This is a genomic window from Nocardioides salarius (genome assembly GCF_016907435.1).
In the GTDB taxonomy this organism is placed as follows: Bacteria; Actinomycetota; Actinomycetes; order Propionibacteriales; family Nocardioidaceae; genus Nocardioides; species Nocardioides salarius.
Map to the genome: position 1 here is coordinate 3,901,161 of NZ_JAFBBZ010000001.1, position 16,320 is coordinate 3,917,480.

Consider the following 16,320-nt stretch of genomic DNA (forward strand, 5'->3'; position numbering starts at 1 on the left):
GTCAGCTCCGGTATCTGTCGTGGTGGACGGCCTCGGCCAGCGGGCGGCGGCCGCGCCACCGGTGGCGTTCGAGGTCGGGGACGTCGTGCAGGCCGCTGGTGCGGCCGACGCAGAGCCAGGCGACCGGGCGCACCCGCGGCGGGATGCCCAGCAGGTCGCGCAGGTGCTGCTCGCGGTAGAAGGAGACCCAGCCGACGCCCAGGCCCTCGGCGGTGGCCGCCAGCCAGAGGTTCTCGATGGCCAGGCAGGTGGAGTAGAGGCCGGTGTCGTCGATGCTGTGCCGGCCCAGCACCTGCGGGCCGCCGCGGTCGGGGTCGTGGGTGACGACCACGCCGAGGCCGGCCTCGCGGATGCCCTCGACCTTGATGCGGGCGAACGTCTCGGCGCGCCCGGCGTCGAGGCCGGCCGCGTACGACGCCCGCTCGCCGGCGACATGGGCGGCGAAGCGCTCGCGGGTGGTGGGGTCGCGCACGACGACGAAGTCCCAGGGCTGGCTCATCCCGACGCTGGGGGCACGGTGCGCGGCCGCCAGCACCCGGGTCAGGGTGGCGTCGTCGGGAGCCTCGCCGGTGAACTCGGCCCGCACGTCGCGGCGTCGCTCGATCGCCTCGTAGAGCGACATCGGCGCGCTGTCCGGGGCCGGCATCAGGCCGCACGCGCGACGTCGGCGAGCGCCTCGGCGCTCACCTCGCCGACCGGCAGGTGCTCCGCGCCCAGGTGGGCGGCCAGGGCGCCGGCGAGGCCGAGACGCATCGCGCCGCTCTCGCAGTCGACGACCACGCTGGCCACTCCCTGGGCGGCCAGGAGGCCGGCGGCCAGGCGGGAGCGGTCGACCGCGTCGGGGCCGCTGGTGGCGCGGCCGTCGGTGACGACCACCAGCAGCGGCCGGCGCCGCGGGTCGCGCAGCCGCTCGACCGCGAGCACCCGGGCGGCCTCGAGCAGGCCCTCGGCCAGCGGGGTGCGCCCTCCGGCCGGCAGCTCCTCCAGGCGGGCGGCGGCGACGTCGACCGAGTGCGTCGGCGGCAGCGCCAGCTCGGCGCCGGTGCCGCGGAAGGTCACCAGCCCGACCTTGTCGCGGCGGCGGTAGGCGTCGAGCAGCAGCGAGAGGATCGCGGTCTTGACCTGCTCCATCCGGCGCCGCGCTGCCATCGAGCCGGAGGCATCGACGCAGAAGAGGACCAGGTTGGCCTCCTTGCCCTCGCGGGTGGCGAAGCGCAGGTCGGTGGGGCGCAGCAGCAGCCGGCCCCCGTCGCGGCCGCGGGCGGCCTGGTGGGGCGCGGCGGCACGCAGGGTCTCCAGCAGGTGCACCGATCCGCTGCCCGTGGCGCTCGCGCCCACGCGGCGTCCGCGCTCGGTGATGGCGCGGCTGCGCCGCCCCGCCTCGCCCGTGCCGGTGCCGTGGGCGGTGAGCAGGCGGGTGCGGTAGGGCTGCCCGGCGCTGACGGGGGAGCCCCCGCCGGCCGGTCGGTCGCCGGCGCCGGCGCTGGCGTCGTTGTCGGCCGGGTCGCTGCTGCTGCCGGGCTCGGCGTCGTCCTCCGGCTCCTGCGGGACGTCATACGGGCGGGACGTCCCCTCGTCCTCACCGTATGACGTCCCGCCGGGGTCGCTGGGGCCGTCCGGGTCCGGCTCGGGGTCGGGGTCGGGGTCGGGCGGCTCGGGGAGGTCGTCGCCCAGCACCTGGTCGAGCAGCTCGTCGTCCATGCCGGGCGCGTCGAAGGGGTTGCGGCGGCGCCGGTGGGGCAGCGCCAGCCTGGCCGCGGCGCGGATGTCGTCGAGCACGACGCGGTCGCGTCCCTGCCAGGCGGCGTGCGCGACCGCGGTGCGCGCGGTGACGATGTCGGCGCGCAGCCCGTCGACGCCGAAGGCGGCGCACAGCTCCGCGATGCGCAGCAGCGCGGCGTCGGTGAGCTCGACGTGGGAGACCTGCTCCTGCGCGGCGCGCACCCGCTCGGTCAGCGCGGCCTGAGCGGCGGCGTACGACGCGCTGAAGCCGACCGGGTCGGCGTCGAAGGCGATCCGCCGGCGCACCACCTCGGCGCGCAGGGCCGGGTCGTCGGGGGCGGCGACCTCGACGCTGAGCCCGAACCGGTCGAGCAGCTGGGGGCGCAGCTCGCCCTCCTCGGGGTTCATCGTGCCGACCAGCACGAAGCGGGCGGCGTGGGTCAGCGAGACGCCGTCGCGCTCCACGGTGGCGCGGCCCATCGCGGCGGCGTCGAGGAGCACGTCGACGAGGTGGTCGTGCAGCAGGTTGACCTCGTCGACGTAGAGCAGCCCGCGGTGGGCGCGGGCCAGCAGGCCGGGCTCGTACTCGGTGCGGCCCTCCGACAGGGCGCGCTCGAGGTGCAGCGAGCCGAGCACCCGGTCCTCGGTGGCCCCGACCGGCAGCTCGACCAGGCGCACCGGCCGCGACTCGGCCGCGACGTCGGCGGCGAAGGGGCCGTCGGGGGAGAGGTGGGTGTCGTCGCGGGGGTCGCTGGAGAACCGGTCGCCGGCGACGACGTCGATGTGCGGCAGCACCTCGGCGAGGGCCCGCACGATGGTCGACTTGGCCGTGCCCTTCTGCCCGCGCACGAGCACGCCGCCGACCTCGGGCGAGATCGTGGTGAGGAGGAGGGCGAGGGCCATCTCGCCGAAGGGGCCGTCGGGCTCGTCGGCGCCGACGACGGCGCAGAAGGGGTACTGCTGTGGCATGGGAGGCTCCCGCTCGTCCGCCATCGGATAGGCGCCGCGAGGCCGGTCTTCGGACTTCCCGGCTCGGCGCTCTCGCGCCCTCCAGGTCACCGCAGCGGGCCTGTGCCGGACTCTCACCGGCTTCCCAGATTCTCCCCTCCGCGCCGGCTTGTCTCTACCGGGCCTCGGGGCACCTCGTGGCTTCGCCGTCACGATAGCGTCAGCGCCCGTGACCTCGACCAGCCCGTCCACCGTCGTCGTGATCGGGGTCGGCGACGACGGCTGGGAGGGCCTCCCCGAGCCGCTGCAGCGCACCGTGCTGGAGGCCGAGGTGGTCCTCGGCGGCGACCGGCACCTGGCCATGCTGCCCGCCGGTGTCGACCAGCTGCGCCTGGCCTGGCCCTCGCCGCTGCGCGAGGGGCTGCCGGCGCTGCTGTGGCAGCACGACGGGCGCCGGGTCGTGGCGCTGGCCTCCGGCGACCCGTTCGTCTCCGGCATCGCCGGCACCCTGGTCGGGCTGCTCGGCGCCGAGGCGGTGGAGGTGCACCCGGCCGTGTCGTCGGTGGCGCTGGCCCGGGCCCGGATGCGGTGGCCTGCAGAGACCGTCGAGGTCGTCACCGTGGTCGGTCGTCGTCCCGAGACCGTCGTGCGCCAGCTGGCGCCGGGTCGGCGCCTCGTCGTGCTCTCCTCCGACGCCACCACCCCGTCGGTGCTGGCGCGGCTGCTGGTCGAGCACGGGTACGCCGGCTCGACCATGAGCGTGCTGAGCCACCTCGGCGGCGAGCGCGAGGCGCGGGTCGACGCCACGGCCGAGGCCTGGCACGCCGACCCGCCCGCGGGCGTGCCCGACCTGAATCTCGTCGCGCTCGAGCTGCGCGGGCCGGTGGTCGGCTCGTGGGCCACGGGCCTGCCCGACGACGCCTTCGAGCACGACGGCCAGCTCACCAAGCGCGACCTGCGCGCCGCGGCGCTCTCGCGGCTCGCGCCCCAGCCCGGCCAGCTGCTGTGGGACGTCGGCGCCGGCGCCGGCTCGGTGGGCATCGAGTGGATGCGCGCCCACCCCACCTGCCGCGCAGTCGCGGTCGAGGCCGACGGCACCCGCGCCGAGCGGGTGTCCCGCAACGCGGCCCGGCTGGGTGTCCCGGGGCTCGAGGTGGTGGCCGGGCGGGCTCCCGAGGCGCTGGTCGACCTGCCCGACCCGCACGCCGTCTTCGTCGGTGGGGGCGCCACCGCCCCGGGGCTGCTCGACCTGTGCCGCGAACGGCTCCGACCGGGGGGAAGGCTGGTGGCGCACGGGGTGACGCTCGAGAGCGAGCAGCTGCTGGCGGCGGCGTACGCCGCGCACGGCGGCGAGCTGACCCGCACGTCGGTCGAGCACGCCGCGCCGCTCGGCTCGTTCACGGGCTGGACCCCTGCTCGCGCCGTGACCCAGTGGGCGTGGACCAGGCCCCTCCCGACCGACCAGGAGACCCCGTGACCGTGCACTTCGTGGGCGCCGGCCCCGGCGCCGCCGACCTGATCACCCTGCGCGCCGCCGCGCTGATCGGCGCGGCCGACGTGGTGCTCTACCCCGGCACCTACCTCGACGCCGCCGTGCTCGGCCACGCCCGCGACGACGCGCGCCTGGTCGACACCCAGCACCTCGACCTCGACACCATGGTCGCCGAGATGGTGGCCGCCACCCGCGACGGGCTCGACGTGGTGCGGCTGACCTCGGGCGACCCGTCGCTCTACTCCGCGGTGGCCGAGCAGTCGCGGCGCCTCGACGCCGCCGGGGTCGCGTGGGACGTCACCCCGGGCGTCCCGGCGTACGCCGCCGCCGCGGCGCTCGCCGGGCGCGAGCTGACGGTCCCGCTGGTGGCGCAGTCGGTGGTGCTGACCCGCACCCAGGCCCGCTCGACCGCGATGCCCGAGGGCGAGTCGCTCGCGGCGTACGCCGCCACCGGCGCCACGCTGGTGCTGCACCTGGCCATCACCCGCACCCGCGAGCTGATGGCCGAGGTCGAGGAGTTCTACGGCAGCGACTGCCCCGTGGTCGTGGTGCACCGCGCCAGCCAGCCCGACGAGCTGCTGCTGCGCGGCACCGTCGCCGACATCGGCGACCGGGTCGAGGAGGCCGGGCTGCGGCAGGCCGCGGTGATCCTGGTCGGCCGGGCGCTGGCCCGCGACGGTGGGGAGTCGTACCTCTACGACGCGGCGCGGGAGCGGACGAAGCCGTAGGGGCCGGCATGGAACCGGATGGCGCGCTCCTCGGACAGCCTCACTGGGTGGCACCTGAGGAGACCGCCGACTTCGAGGTGGTCAAGACCGCCCGTTGGGCGGGCCTGATGTGTCGGCGGTCCTGGGCTGGGAAACGGCGTCGCACGCTGATCCGGGAACGCCGGAGCCCGCGAGTGCGCGGCGGAGGGTGGGCCGCGGCCCACAGCGGATGGACCGGACGCCAGCACCGCGCCAGGTTCGGCCTCAGCAGGTCGTAGTCGAACGGGCACAACAGTCCCTCGCGCGGTGCGTCGCCATGGAGCACCGGAGTCCGGGCGGCCAGGCGAAGGCGTTGTGCCCGTTCGGCTACGGCACGAGAGCCGACCGCGCGGCCGCGCGCGCCACTCGGACGGACCGAGCGGATCACGGCATGGTCGGACCGAGCCCTCACGGCGGTTTGGTCGGGCGGAAGTCCTTGGTCCAGAGGCAACTTCCGCCGTCGATGGAGCGTCGTAGGTGGATGACCCTCCTGACAAGCGCAGCAGCGACGACTGTGCTGGCCCACCTCGTATGCGCCTGCGCAAGCACAGCTGAGCCGTCGCCCGAAGTCGAGGCACCGCCGTCCGCCACCTCGGGTGCTTCTTCGTCCGCGCCATCCTCCAGAGCACCGGATCGGGACCGAACCCCGGAGCCGCCTGTCACCTACCCAACCGGACCTGCTCCACGCATCGGGCTCCTCGTCGACAGCGCCTACGTCCCACCCGACGGCGAACCCTCCTACCCACTTCCCCGGCTCCCCCGAGGCGCGGACATCGTCGCTGCCACCCGCCTCGAGGACGGGCTCGTCGTTTCCGACAACCGCTACTTCGAGGGGACGAACGGTCTCTTTCTGTCGACGGTGGACGGCGTCACCGCCATCACCCCGTGCACGTCCGGAAGCGGCGCGACCAACAGCGATCAAACGCTGGCAGCGTGGGCGACTTTCGCGTGTCCTGAGAGCGGGGTCGCCACCCCGGCCACGGTTCACCTCCGCGGGGCCGACGGCACGATCCGTACCCAGATGGTCGCCGCGCCGAACATCAACGCTCTCATCTCCGCTGCCGGTGTGCTGGGCGACGAGGTGATCGTCAACCGCGCGTTCGGCTCCGGAGCCTTCGTCACCGACCTCGATCAGGCTCCGCGGGACCTTGTCGGCGTCGCGTCCGTTGCCGCGGTCAACGAGGCTCGAGGGACGATCGCAGCCGAGCTGTCGACGTTCGGTTGGGGCGTGCTCGACCCCACGGGTGCCGAGCCGCTCTTCAGGAGTCCGCAGGGCAGCGGGCTCGACGAATTCAGCCCCGACGGGGACACCGTGGTCGCACGCGGACTGCGCCGCAGCAACTGCGCCACGATCTGGTTCCTCGACGCTGAGTCAGGTCAAGAACGCGGCACGGTGACCCCGGGTCCAGGTGCATCGAGCAGGTCGTGTGGGAGGACGACACCCACGTGCTGGCTCTCGTCTCCCCGACGAGGACGACCACCGTTGTCTTCCGCATCGGCATCGACGGCGACCTTGAACAGGCCGGACAGGACTACCCGGCCGCGACCACGCTCGTGCAGTGAAGCCGACCGAGCAAGGCGGTTCTGAGGCGACGGCCGGGCGAGGTGGAGGAACTGGTCGCGGAGTGCCAGCGGCCCGGCCAGGAGGGCGTGGGTGGCCCCGACGGGCCCGATTAGGTCTCTGCAGACCCTTGCACTCGAACACCTGTTCGAGTAAAGTGTCGTCATGGCACTCGCTCCCGCACCCGGTCTCGACCTGGCCGACCTCTCCGAGGTCGAGCTGGTCGAGGTGCTGCGCGCAGCCGAGGAGCAGAAGTGCCAGCTCGATGCGCTGCAGGTCGAGGTGACGGCGCGGCTCGATGAGGTCGTACGCCGCCGGCACGCCGCGGCCGGTCTGCCCGTCGAGCGGCAGGGTGTGGGGGTGGCCTCGCAGGTTGGGCTGGCCCGACGGGAGTCACCCAACCGTGGCGCCCGCCACCTGGGGTTGGCGAAGATCCTGGTGGCCGAGATGCCGCACACGCTGGCTGCGATGCGCGCGGGTTGGTGCGGCGAATGGCGCGCCACCCTCATGGCCCGCGAGACCGCCTGCCTGTCGTTGGAAGACCGGCGTCGGGTCGATGCGGAGCTGATGGCCGACCCCGAGACGACCGAGGGGTGGGGTGACAAGCGGCTGGTGGCCGCTGCCCGGGCTCGCGCCTATGAGCTCGACCCGCACGCCGCCCTGAAGCGCTCGCGCAGGGCCGAGGGCGAGCGGCACGTCTCGCTGCGGCCCGCCCCCGACACGATGACCTGGTTGACCGCGCTGCTCCCGGTCGCCCAAGGAGTCTCGGTCTACGCCGCGCTGACCCGGACCGCCGACCAGGCCCGTGCCGCTGGTGACGAGCGCTCCCGGGGCCAGGTGATGGCCGACGCCCTCGTCGCCTCCCTCACCACCCCGGCCGCCACCAGCTCACAGTCCGCCGAGCCGGCGCCAGTTCCTGGCCCGGTGCCGGTGGCGGTCAACCTGACCGTCTCGGACGCGACCCTGTTCGGCGGCGGTCATGCCCCGGGCTGGATCGCTGGGTACGGCCCGTTGCCGGCCGGGGTCGCTCGCGACCTGGTCGCCACCGCGCTGGCGGAGGCGCAGGCCACGCTGCGGCGGCTCTACACCACCAGCACCGGCGCCCTGGTCACGATGGACTCCCGCTCCCGCACCTTCCCCGCCGCGCTGGGACTCTTCATCGACCTGCGCGACCAGTCGTGCCGCACCTCGTGGTGCGACGCCCCGATCCGCCACCACGACCACGTCGTCCCCGACCACGCCGGCGGCCCCACCAGCGCCACCAACGGCCAAGGCCTGTGCGAGGCCTGCAACCAGGCCAAGGAAGCCCCCGGCTTCACCGCCACCGTCCACGACGGCCTCGTGATCACGACGACCCCCACCGGCCACCAGGCGCGCTCCAGGGCACCCGCCCTGCCACCCGGCGACCTGTCGGCCCAGCATCGAGCCCATCCACAGGTCGACGTCGTCCGCGCACGCCTGCAGCTGGTGCTCGACGACTACCCGCCGGCGGCCTGAGGCTCGACGTACCGCGGAGTCCAGACGGCCCCGCCCGCCCCCACGCGGGTCGAGGTCGCCCCGACGAGCAGCAGGCACTTCATGTCGATCGTGGCAGGGTCGAGCGCGCCCAGCGTCGTCACCTCGAGCGACTCCTCGGCGCGGCCGACGTCGCGGCCGACGACCACGACGGTGTCGGGGGAGCGGTGCTCGAGCAGCACCTTCTGCATCGCGACCACCTGCTCGGTGCGCGAGCGGCTCGCCGGGTTGTAGACGGCCAGCACCAGGTCGGCCTCGGCGATGGCGCGCAGCCGCTTCTCGACCACCGACCAGGGCTTGAGCCGGTCCGACAGGCTGACCACCGCGAAGTCGGCGCCCACCGGTGCCCCCGCCCGCGCCGCCACGGCCTGCACCGCCGAGACCCCGGGCAGCACCCTGACCGGCACGTCGGCCAGCGCGGGGTCGGCGTCGACGGCCTCGTAGACCGCCGAGGCCATCCCGAAGACACCCGCGTCGCCCCCCGAGACCACGGCCACCCGCTCGCCGCCGCGCGCCAGCTCGAGCGCCAACCGGGCCCGGTCGACCTCGACGGTGTTGCCCGAGGCGTGCCGGCTCAACCCGGCCCGCTGCGGCACCCGGGCGACGTACGGCGCGTAGCCGACCACGTGGTCGACCTCCGCCAGGGCCGCCTCGACCTCGGGGGTCAGCCACCGCTCGGGCCCCGGCCCCAGGCCGACGACCAGCAGCTCGGCGGCCGGTGCCGTGCGGTCGGCCGAGACCTGCGGCTCCGCCCGCGGCGCGCGGCGGCCGCGACCGGCCAGCGAGTCACCCGGCACCACCACCAGCGAGAAGTACGGCACGCTCGCGGGGTCGACGTCGGCCACGGGCAGCCAGCGCTCCTCGGGCATGGCCGCCCGCTCGACGTACAGGGCGTGGTCGAGGCGGCCGGCCTCGGCGAGCGCCTCGCGCACGGCGGGGAACGTGCGCCCCAGCTTCATGATCACCGCCGCGTCGGTGTCGGCCAGGCGACGCGCGAGCTCGGCCTTCGGCAGCGTGCCGGGCAGCACCGTCAGCACGTCGGTCTGGCGCACCAGCGGTGTGGCCGTGGCAGCGGTGGCCGCGGCGAAGGCCGGCACCCCCGGCACGATCTCGGTCTCGAAGCGCTCGGCGAGCTGGTCGTGCAGGTACATGAAGGAGCCGTAGAACAATGGGTCGCCCTCGGCGAGCACGACCACGTCGCGCCCGGCCTCCAGATGGGCAGCCAGCCGCTCGCCGCACTCGGCGTAGAAGTCGGCCATCGCCCCGGCGTACCCACCGGGGTGGTCGGTGGTGCCGGTGGTGACGGGGTAGCGCAGCTCCTCCTCGACCACGCCCGGCGGGACGAGGTCGGCGGCGATGCGTCGCGCGTTCGACCGCTTGCCCACGCCCGCGTGGTAGGCGACCACGTCGGCCGACCCGATCAGCCGAGCCGCCTTGAGGGTCACCAGCTCGGGGTCGCCGGGCCCCAGCCCGACGCCGTACAGCCGCCCGCTCACTCCTGCTCCTGGGCCAGCGCGTTGACGGCCGAGGAGGCCATCGCCGAGCCGCCGCGGCGACCGCGCACGGTCACGAACGGCAGGTCGACGCCGTGGTCGTCGCCGAACGAGGCCAGCGCCTCCTTCGACTCCCGCGCCCCGATGAAGCCCACGGGGCAGCCGATCACCGCCGCCGGGCGCGGCCCGCCGTCGAGGATCGTCTCGAGCAGGTGGAACAGGGCGGTCGGTGCGTTGCCGATGGCCACGACCGCGCCCTCCATCCGCGGCTCCCACAGCGACACCGCCGCAGCCGTGCGCGTCGTGCCCCACCGGCGCGCCAGCTCGGGCACCTCGGGGTCGGTGAGGTGGCAGAGCACCTCGTTGCCGGCCGGCAGCCGGCTGGCGGTGACCCCCATGGCCACCATCCGTGCGTCGCACAGCACCGGCGCGCCGGCGGCCAGGGCCTCGCGCGCGGCGGCGACGAGGCCGGGGTGGATCACCAGGTCGGGCACCAGGTCGACCTGGCCGCTGCCGTGCACCATCCGCACCGCCAGCTTCTCCGCGTCGGCCGGCACTCCCGACAGGTCCGCCTCGCGGCGGATCGTGGCGAAGGAGTCGACGTAGATCGCCGGCCCGTCGCTGACGTAGTCGTAGCGCCGCGGCGGCGCGACCGGCCGGCTCATCGTGCGACCTCCGGCACCAGCACGCCGCGCCACGGCGTGACGACCAGGTCGGCGTCGGGGCCACCCGCCCGCTCGACCAGGGCGTCGACGTCGGCGGCGCCCAGCACTCCGTGAACGGCCTCCTGGTGCCACCCGCCGGCCACCGCGCCGTACGCCGGCGGCGTGCTGCGCACCAGCGCCCGCTCGTCCGGCGGCCTGGGTGGGACCAGCGGCCCGGCCAGCTCGTCGACGTGCCAGGCGGCCCCGGGGCCGGTGCCGCGGGCGTCGAGGAAGGCGCGGGCCAGACCGACCAGCCGGGCCGGCGCCTCGGCCAGGGCGACGACCTCGCCCCAGGCCCCGCCCACCCGCAGCTGGGCGGTCCGCGCGTCGAGCGCCACCAGGCCCAGGTCGCACCCGCGCCCGGCCACGTCGCCGCGGCCGTCGTCGAGCACGTGCAGGAAGCGCCCCGGCAGGGCGGCCAGCGTCGGGTCGGCGCAGAGCAGGGCGTCGAGCCGCGCGGCGACGGGCCGCAGGTCGGCGCGACCGCCGGCCAGGCCGGTCTGCGGCGAGACCACCACGTTGCGCGCCAGGTCGTGCGAGGGCGCCGGGAGCAGGCCGGTCGCCACGATCGCGTCGACCACCTCGGGCGGCAGCACCGGACCGTCGACCGTCGCGACCGACGGCAGGGCGCGCAGCTGCAGGTTGGCGCGACCGGTCAGGTGCAGCCGACCGTCACCGTGCGCCAGCGCCACCCGGCCCAGCGCCCGCAGCGACGAGCCGGGCAGCCGACCGCCCACGAGGCGCACCCGCACCAGTGCGCCGTCGTCGGCGGGCCAGGGGCGCAGCACCCCGGGGCAGCGGTCCGGGCGCGAGCGGGGGGAGGAGGGGGACGCGGGAGCTGAGGGGGAGTGGGGTCGGGGGACGGCGACGTCGACCATCGTTTCCTTCGAGGTCGGGGCCCGTGCGCGGAGCCCGTGGTGACCTCCCGGCGGGTGCCGTGAGGGCCAGCAGGTCTTCGGACTCGGGTTCGACCGGGCCAGGACGCCTTCCCGGGCCGGGGCCCAGTGGCTGTGCCACCCGCAGGTGCCACGTGTCCCGCCCGTCACCCACACCGCTGCGCGTCAGTCCCGGAGTCGCACCGGGTTCCCTGGCCTCCCGGGGGAGGCGTGACTGGCAGCAGGACCGTACCAACCCCGGCCGGCGCCCTCGCCGGCCGCTCGGCTGCTGGTCAGCCGACCTCCTCGAGCTCCGACCAGTCGACGGTGGCGGTGCGGCGCTGGTACTCCGCGACCAGGCCCGGCCAGTTGGTGGTGATCCGCGGCCCGTCGGTGTACCAGCTGGTGCACCCGGCCCACACGCTCTCGCCCAGCCGCGACTGCATCTCGGTGTCGAAGGCCTCCCAGACCTCCGGGCGCGGGGCCAGGGCGCGGGCCCGGCCGTCGGCGAGGCGGCGCGCGACCTGCGCGACGTACCCCGCCTGGGCCTCCATCATCGCGATGATCGAGCTGCCGCCGAGGTTGGTGTTGGGGCCGTAGATGCTGAACAGGTTGGGGAAGCCGGGCACGCCCATGCCCAGGTGGGCCCGGGCGCCGTCGGCCCAGACGTCGCCCAGCCGGGTGCCGTCGGGGGCGACCACGTCGAGCCCGCGCAGGAAGTCGGTGGCCGCGAAGCCGGTGCCCCAGATCAGCACGTCGGCCTCGTGCAGGGTGCCGTCGGCGGCACGCACCCCGCCGGGCTCCACGCCGGTGACCGGCCCGGTGACCACGTCGACGTGCTCGCGGTCGAGGGTGCGGTACCAGTCGTTGGAGAAGAGCAGGCGCTTGCAGCCCAGCGGGTAGTCCGGCACCAGCCGCGACCGCAGGCCCGCGTCCTTGACGGTGAGCCGCAGGTGGGCGCGCCAAGCGGCCTCGAGCGCCTTGGTCATCGGCTTCGAGAGCCGGCTCTCGCCGGCCAGGGCCCCGTTGAGCTGCTCGGTGAGCCAGAAGACCGTGCGCCGCTCGGCGGCCAGGGTGCCGGGCAGGCGCCGGAAGAGCGCGTGGTGGCGCGCCGAGTAGGCCTGGTCGGGCTTGGGCACCACGTAGGGCGCCGAGCGCTGGAAGACGGTGAGGGAGGCGACCTCGTCGGCGATGCCGGGCACGAACTGGATCGCGCTGGCGCCGGTGCCGACCACCGCGACCCGCTTCCCGGCCAGGTCGACGTCGTGGCGCCACTGCGCGGAGTGGAAGGTCGGCCCGGTGAAGTCGTCGCGGCCCGGCAGGTCGGGCATCACCGGCTCGGAGAGCTGGCCGGTGGCCAGCACCAGCACGTCGGCGGCGTACGTCGGCCCGGCCGCGCCGTCCACCTCGGTCGAGACCTGCCACGCCTCGCCGTCGTGGCGCGCGCCGGTCACGGTGGTGCCGGTGACCACGGCGTCGAGCAGGCCGTGCTCGGCCGCGGTGCGCCGGATGTAGTCGAGGATCTCGGGCTGCGGGGAGTAGCGGCGGCCCCAGGCCAGGTTGGGCGACCACGACCAGGAGTAGAGCGGCGACGGCACGTCGCAGGCCGCGTTGGGGTAGGTGTTCTCGCGCCACACGCCGCCGACCTCGTCGGCGCGCTCCAGCACGGTCACGTCGGTGACGCCCTGCTCGTGCAGCGCGTGCACGACGCCCAGGCCGCCGAAGCCGGCGCCGACCACGACGACGCGCGGCGACCGGACGGCGGGGCCGGGGGAGGACGGGGCGGGCGAGGCGGGTGAGGCGGCCGGGTCGGGGGAGGTCATGCCCAGGACGCTAGGGCCGGCGGGCGCCGCGGGGGAGACATCGGGCGCAATCGAGTTGACAATAGCGGACATGACCCGCCCGCTGCCTCCCGCGCAGGCTCCCGGCCCCGACGTGCCGCGCTCGGCCGACGGGGTCCGCCACCTGCTGCGCTGGGCCGGCGCCCGCGGCCACGACCCGGCCGCGCTCCTGCTCGGCACCGGGCTGCGGCTCGACGACCTCGGGCCGGGCGGGGTGCGCGAGGTGACCGCCGCGCAGGAGCTGCGGGTCGTGCGCGCCCTGCGCCAGCGGGCCCCCGGCGCGGGCGCCGCCGTGGGGGCGGCGTACGACGTGGGCACCTTCGGGGCGCTGGGCTTCGCGCTGATGACCAGCCGCACCCTGCTGGACGTGGTGACGGTGGCGCTGCGCTTCTTCGACCTCAGCTACGCCTTCGTGGTGCCGAGCGTCGAGGTCGTCGGCGACGACGTGGTCGCCGAGCTCGACGGCAGCGCGCTGCCCGCCGACGTGCGGGCCTTCCTGGTGGCGCGCGACGCGACGGCGGTTCGCACCGTGCTCGACTCGCTGCTGCCGGGCGGGGTCGGCGCGCACCTCGACGTGGGCCCCCACCAGGCGGTGCTGCGCTTCGCCGCCACCGAGCTCGACCGGCCGCTGGCCAGCGGCGACGACCGTCGCCGCGCCCTCGCCGAGGCGGTCTGCCGCGACCTGGCCGCCGACCGGCGCAGCGCCTCCGGGCTGCCCCAGCAGGTGCGGGTGCTGATCACCCAGCGCCTGGCCGACGGCGCCCCGATGGCGGTGGTGGCCGCGGCCCTGGGCCGCACCGACCGCACCCTGCGCCGCCAGCTCGCCGCCGCCGGCACGTCGTACCGCGCGCTGCTCGACGAGGTACGCCGCGCGCTGGCCGCCGACCTGCTCCGCGCCGGGCTGCCGGTCGCCGACGTCGCCGCCCGCCTGGGGTACGCCGAGCCCGCGGCGCTGGTGCACGCCCACCGGCGCTGGACCGGAAGGCCGCCCAGCGCGGCCCGTCGGGCTCGGGCACCCGGCGTTCACTGATCCGACGGCGAGGTGTCACCGCAGCGTCGCGACGGGCTCTCGCAGCGTCCCTAGGTTCGCTGGCGCGTAGGACCCCCTCGACCCAGGAGCCACCCGCCATGACCTGCACCCCCGCCCGCCCCGCCGCGTCCTCGGCCGCCACCGCGCCGGACACCGCCCCGGGCTCCCGCTCGCTGCTCCCGCTCACCCCCACCGGCACCCGCCACGGCGGTCGCAGCTTCATGACCTGCCAGTACCGCTGCGGCAACGCCTGCGACCACCCCGAGCCCAACCGCACCGGCCACGGCCACGTGCAGGACGAGATCGCCAAGGCCGTGGCCCGCCGCTCGGTGCTCAAGGGCGCCGCCGCCGGCTCCGGCATGATGGTGCTCGGCGGCACGCTGGCGGCTGCCGCGGTGGCCCCCGCCGCCGCCGAGCCCGGCGTCGCGGCCCGCCCGGTCTCCGGCGACCTGGCGACCGCCGCGTTCACCCCCGTGCGCCCCAACCGCCGCGACGCGGTCGTGACCCCCTCCGGCTTCGACCACGACGTGGTCATCCGCTGGGGCGACGGGGTCGTGGCCGGCGCGCCCGCCTTCGACGCGCGCCGCCAGACCCCGGAGGCCGCCAAGCAGCAGTTCGGCTACAACTGCGACTACGTCGGGGTGCTGCCGCTGCGCGACGCCAAGCGCGACCGCAAGGACCGCTCGCTGCTCGTGGTCAACCACGAGTACACCGACGAGGCGCTGATGTTCCCCGAGGGCGTCTACACCGACGCCGAGATCACCGCGATCGCGATGGCCAACCACGGCATGTCGGTCGTGGAGATCCGGCGCGGCTCGCGCGCCGGGTCCTGGCGGCGCGTCAAGAGCCTGAAGAAGACCCGCTACAACCGCCGCGTGCACATCGACACCGCCTTCGTGCTCGACGGCCCCGCGGCCGGCGACGAGCGGCTGCGCACCAGCGCCGACCCCAGCGGCACCACCGTGCTGGGCACGCTCAACAACTGCGCCGGCGGCACCACCCCCTGGGGCACGGTGCTCTCGGGCGAGGAGAACTTCAACCAGTACTTCGACCTGCCCGAGGGCCAGCAGCGCGACGAGCGCTACACCGAGGCCTACGCCCGCTACGGCATCACCGGCTCGGGGCGGGGCTGGAGCGCCGTCGACCCGCGCTTCGACCTGGCCGCCGAGCCCCACGAGCCGCACCGCTTCGGCTGGATCGTCGAGCTCGACCCCTACGACCCGGACGCGGCGCCGGTCAAGCACACGATGCTGGGCCGCTTCAAGCACGAGGGCGCCAACGTGGCGCTGACCCGCGACGGCCGCGCGGTGGCCTACATGGGCGACGACGAGCGCGGCGACTACCTCTACAAGTTCGTCTCGCGCGACTCGATGCGCACGGGGCCCTCGGCCAAGGCGCGCCGGCACAACAGGACGCTGCTGACCGCGGGCACGCTCTACGTCGCCAGGCTCGTCGGCGACGGCACCGAGGACGGCGAGCACGACGGCACCGGCGAGTGGATCGCGCTGTGCGACGAGACGACCTCGTTCGTGCCCGGGATGAGCGTCGCCGACGTGCTGCTCTTCACCCGCCTGGCCGCCGACCAGGTCGCCCCGACGCGGATGGACCGGCCCGAGGACGTCGAGCCCAACCCGGTCAACGGCAAGGTCTACGCCGCGCTGACCAACAACTCCCAGCGCGGCTCGACGTTCCCGCCCGACGAGGCGAACCCGCTGACCTCCTCGATGGTGCGCTCCTCCGTGGGCGCCCCGCTCACCCCGGCCTCGGGCAACCGCAACGGCTACGTGCTGGAGATGAGCCCGGCCGGCTCCGACCACGGCGCGAGCACCTTCACCTGGGACCTGATGCTCGTCTGCGGCGACCCCGAGGCGCCGGAGACCTACTTCGCCGGCTTCGACAAGACGAAGGTCAGCCCGATCTCGTGCCCCGACAACGTCGCCTTCGACGACCGCGGCAACTTGTGGATCTCCACCGACGGCAACGCCCTGGGCTCCAACGACGGCGTCTTCCGGGTGCCGGTCGCCGGCGCCCAGCGCGGCAACGTCACCCAGTTCCTCACCGTCCCGCGCGGTGCCGAGGCGTGCGGTCCGCTGCTCACCGACGCCAACCGCTCGCTGTGGGTGGCCGTGCAGCACCCCGGTGAGGTCGACGGGGCCACCTTCGAGGACCAGGCCTCCACCTGGCCGCACACCGACGACTTCCCGCGGCCCTCGGTCGTCGTCGCCTTCCGCGACCGCTGAGCCCCGCACCTCCACGGCGCCCGTCGCCCGGCTGGTTCCACCTGCCGGGCGGCGGGCGCTAGACTGCCCCCATGCAGCACGCCCTGCTCCTTGCCTAGCCGCGTCGACGACGACTCGACGCGGCTGCCCCTCGCCACGAGGGGTTTTTTTGTG

General features: G+C 75.4%; 12 protein-coding genes and 2 riboswitches. Of the genes, 6 read left to right on the plus strand and 6 right to left on the minus strand.

Features of this window, described 5'->3' with window-relative positions; translation table 11 throughout:
- Position 1: 1 nt before the first annotated feature.
- Positions 2-622, minus strand: coding sequence for a 5,6-dimethylbenzimidazole synthase (bluB, locus tag JOE61_RS18745; RefSeq protein WP_193667435.1), 621 nt, complete (start codon positions 620-622; stop codon positions 2-4).
- Positions 623-645: 23 nt separating this feature from the next.
- Entirely contained in the window at positions 646-2,691 is a 2,046-nt protein-coding gene (locus JOE61_RS18750) for a VWA domain-containing protein (protein WP_193667434.1), read from the minus strand.
- Positions 2,692-2,714: 23 nt separating this feature from the next.
- A riboswitch (cobalamin riboswitch) is annotated at positions 2,715-2,873 on the minus strand.
- 26 nt (positions 2,874-2,899) lie between these two features.
- Here JOE61_RS18750 and cbiE point away from each other — a divergent pair.
- The 4 genes from cbiE to JOE61_RS18770 all read left to right on the plus strand — a co-directional run bounded on the left by cbiE (position 2,900) and on the right by JOE61_RS18770 (position 7,966).
- Positions 2,900-4,147, plus strand: coding sequence for a precorrin-6y C5,15-methyltransferase (decarboxylating) subunit CbiE (gene cbiE, locus JOE61_RS18755; protein ID WP_193667433.1), 1,248 nt, complete (start codon positions 2,900-2,902; stop codon positions 4,145-4,147).
- The gene (locus JOE61_RS18760; RefSeq protein ID WP_193667432.1) at positions 4,144-4,890 is read left to right on the plus strand and encodes a cobalt-precorrin-4/precorrin-4 C(11)-methyltransferase; all 747 of its coding nucleotides are present in this window, start codon (positions 4,144-4,146) and stop codon (positions 4,888-4,890) included. Before cbiE ends, JOE61_RS18760 begins: the two co-directional genes overlap by 4 nt.
- A gap of 499 nt (positions 4,891-5,389) precedes the next feature.
- A complete protein-coding gene (locus tag JOE61_RS18765) occupies positions 5,390-6,496 on the plus strand; it encodes a hypothetical protein (RefSeq protein WP_193667431.1) in 1,107 nt (368 codons plus the stop codon).
- A gap of 138 nt (positions 6,497-6,634) precedes the next feature.
- Entirely contained in the window at positions 6,635-7,966 is a 1,332-nt protein-coding gene (locus JOE61_RS18770; RefSeq protein WP_193667430.1) for an HNH endonuclease, read from the plus strand.
- Here the strand turns inward: JOE61_RS18770 and JOE61_RS18775 are convergent.
- From JOE61_RS18775 to JOE61_RS18790, 4 genes are all read right to left on the minus strand, one after another.
- Positions 7,948-9,480, minus strand: a complete 1,533-nt coding sequence (locus tag JOE61_RS18775; protein ID WP_193667429.1) for a precorrin-2 C(20)-methyltransferase — start codon at positions 9,478-9,480, stop codon at positions 7,948-7,950. The genes JOE61_RS18770 and JOE61_RS18775 overlap by 19 nt on opposite strands.
- Entirely contained in the window at positions 9,477-10,142 is a 666-nt protein-coding gene (locus JOE61_RS18780) for a precorrin-8X methylmutase (RefSeq protein WP_193667428.1), read from the minus strand. The genes JOE61_RS18775 and JOE61_RS18780 overlap by 4 nt, the downstream gene beginning before the upstream one ends.
- Positions 10,139-10,969 (minus strand): ferredoxin-like domain-containing protein, encoded by an 831-nt coding sequence (locus JOE61_RS18785; RefSeq protein WP_307823100.1) that lies wholly within the window; start codon positions 10,967-10,969, stop codon positions 10,139-10,141. The genes JOE61_RS18780 and JOE61_RS18785 overlap by 4 nt, the downstream gene beginning before the upstream one ends.
- 141 nt (positions 10,970-11,110) lie before the next feature.
- A riboswitch (cobalamin riboswitch) is annotated at positions 11,111-11,311 on the minus strand.
- A gap of 38 nt (positions 11,312-11,349) precedes the next feature.
- Positions 11,350-12,879: a flavin-containing monooxygenase gene (locus tag JOE61_RS18790; protein WP_193667426.1), complete on the minus strand. Its 1,530-nt coding sequence runs from the start codon at positions 12,877-12,879 to the stop codon at positions 11,350-11,352.
- 70 nt (positions 12,880-12,949) lie between these two features.
- On the opposite strand from JOE61_RS18790, the gene JOE61_RS18795 reads away from it, so the two are divergent.
- Both JOE61_RS18795 and JOE61_RS18800 read left to right on the plus strand, forming a co-directional pair.
- On the plus strand, positions 12,950-13,927 hold the full coding sequence (locus tag JOE61_RS18795) for a helix-turn-helix domain-containing protein (RefSeq protein WP_193667425.1): 978 nt from the start codon (positions 12,950-12,952) through the stop codon (positions 13,925-13,927).
- 98 nt (positions 13,928-14,025) lie between these two features.
- Positions 14,026-16,167 (plus strand): PhoX family protein, encoded by a 2,142-nt coding sequence (locus JOE61_RS18800; RefSeq protein ID WP_193667424.1) that lies wholly within the window; start codon positions 14,026-14,028, stop codon positions 16,165-16,167.
- The last annotated feature ends 153 nt before the right edge of the window (positions 16,168-16,320 follow it).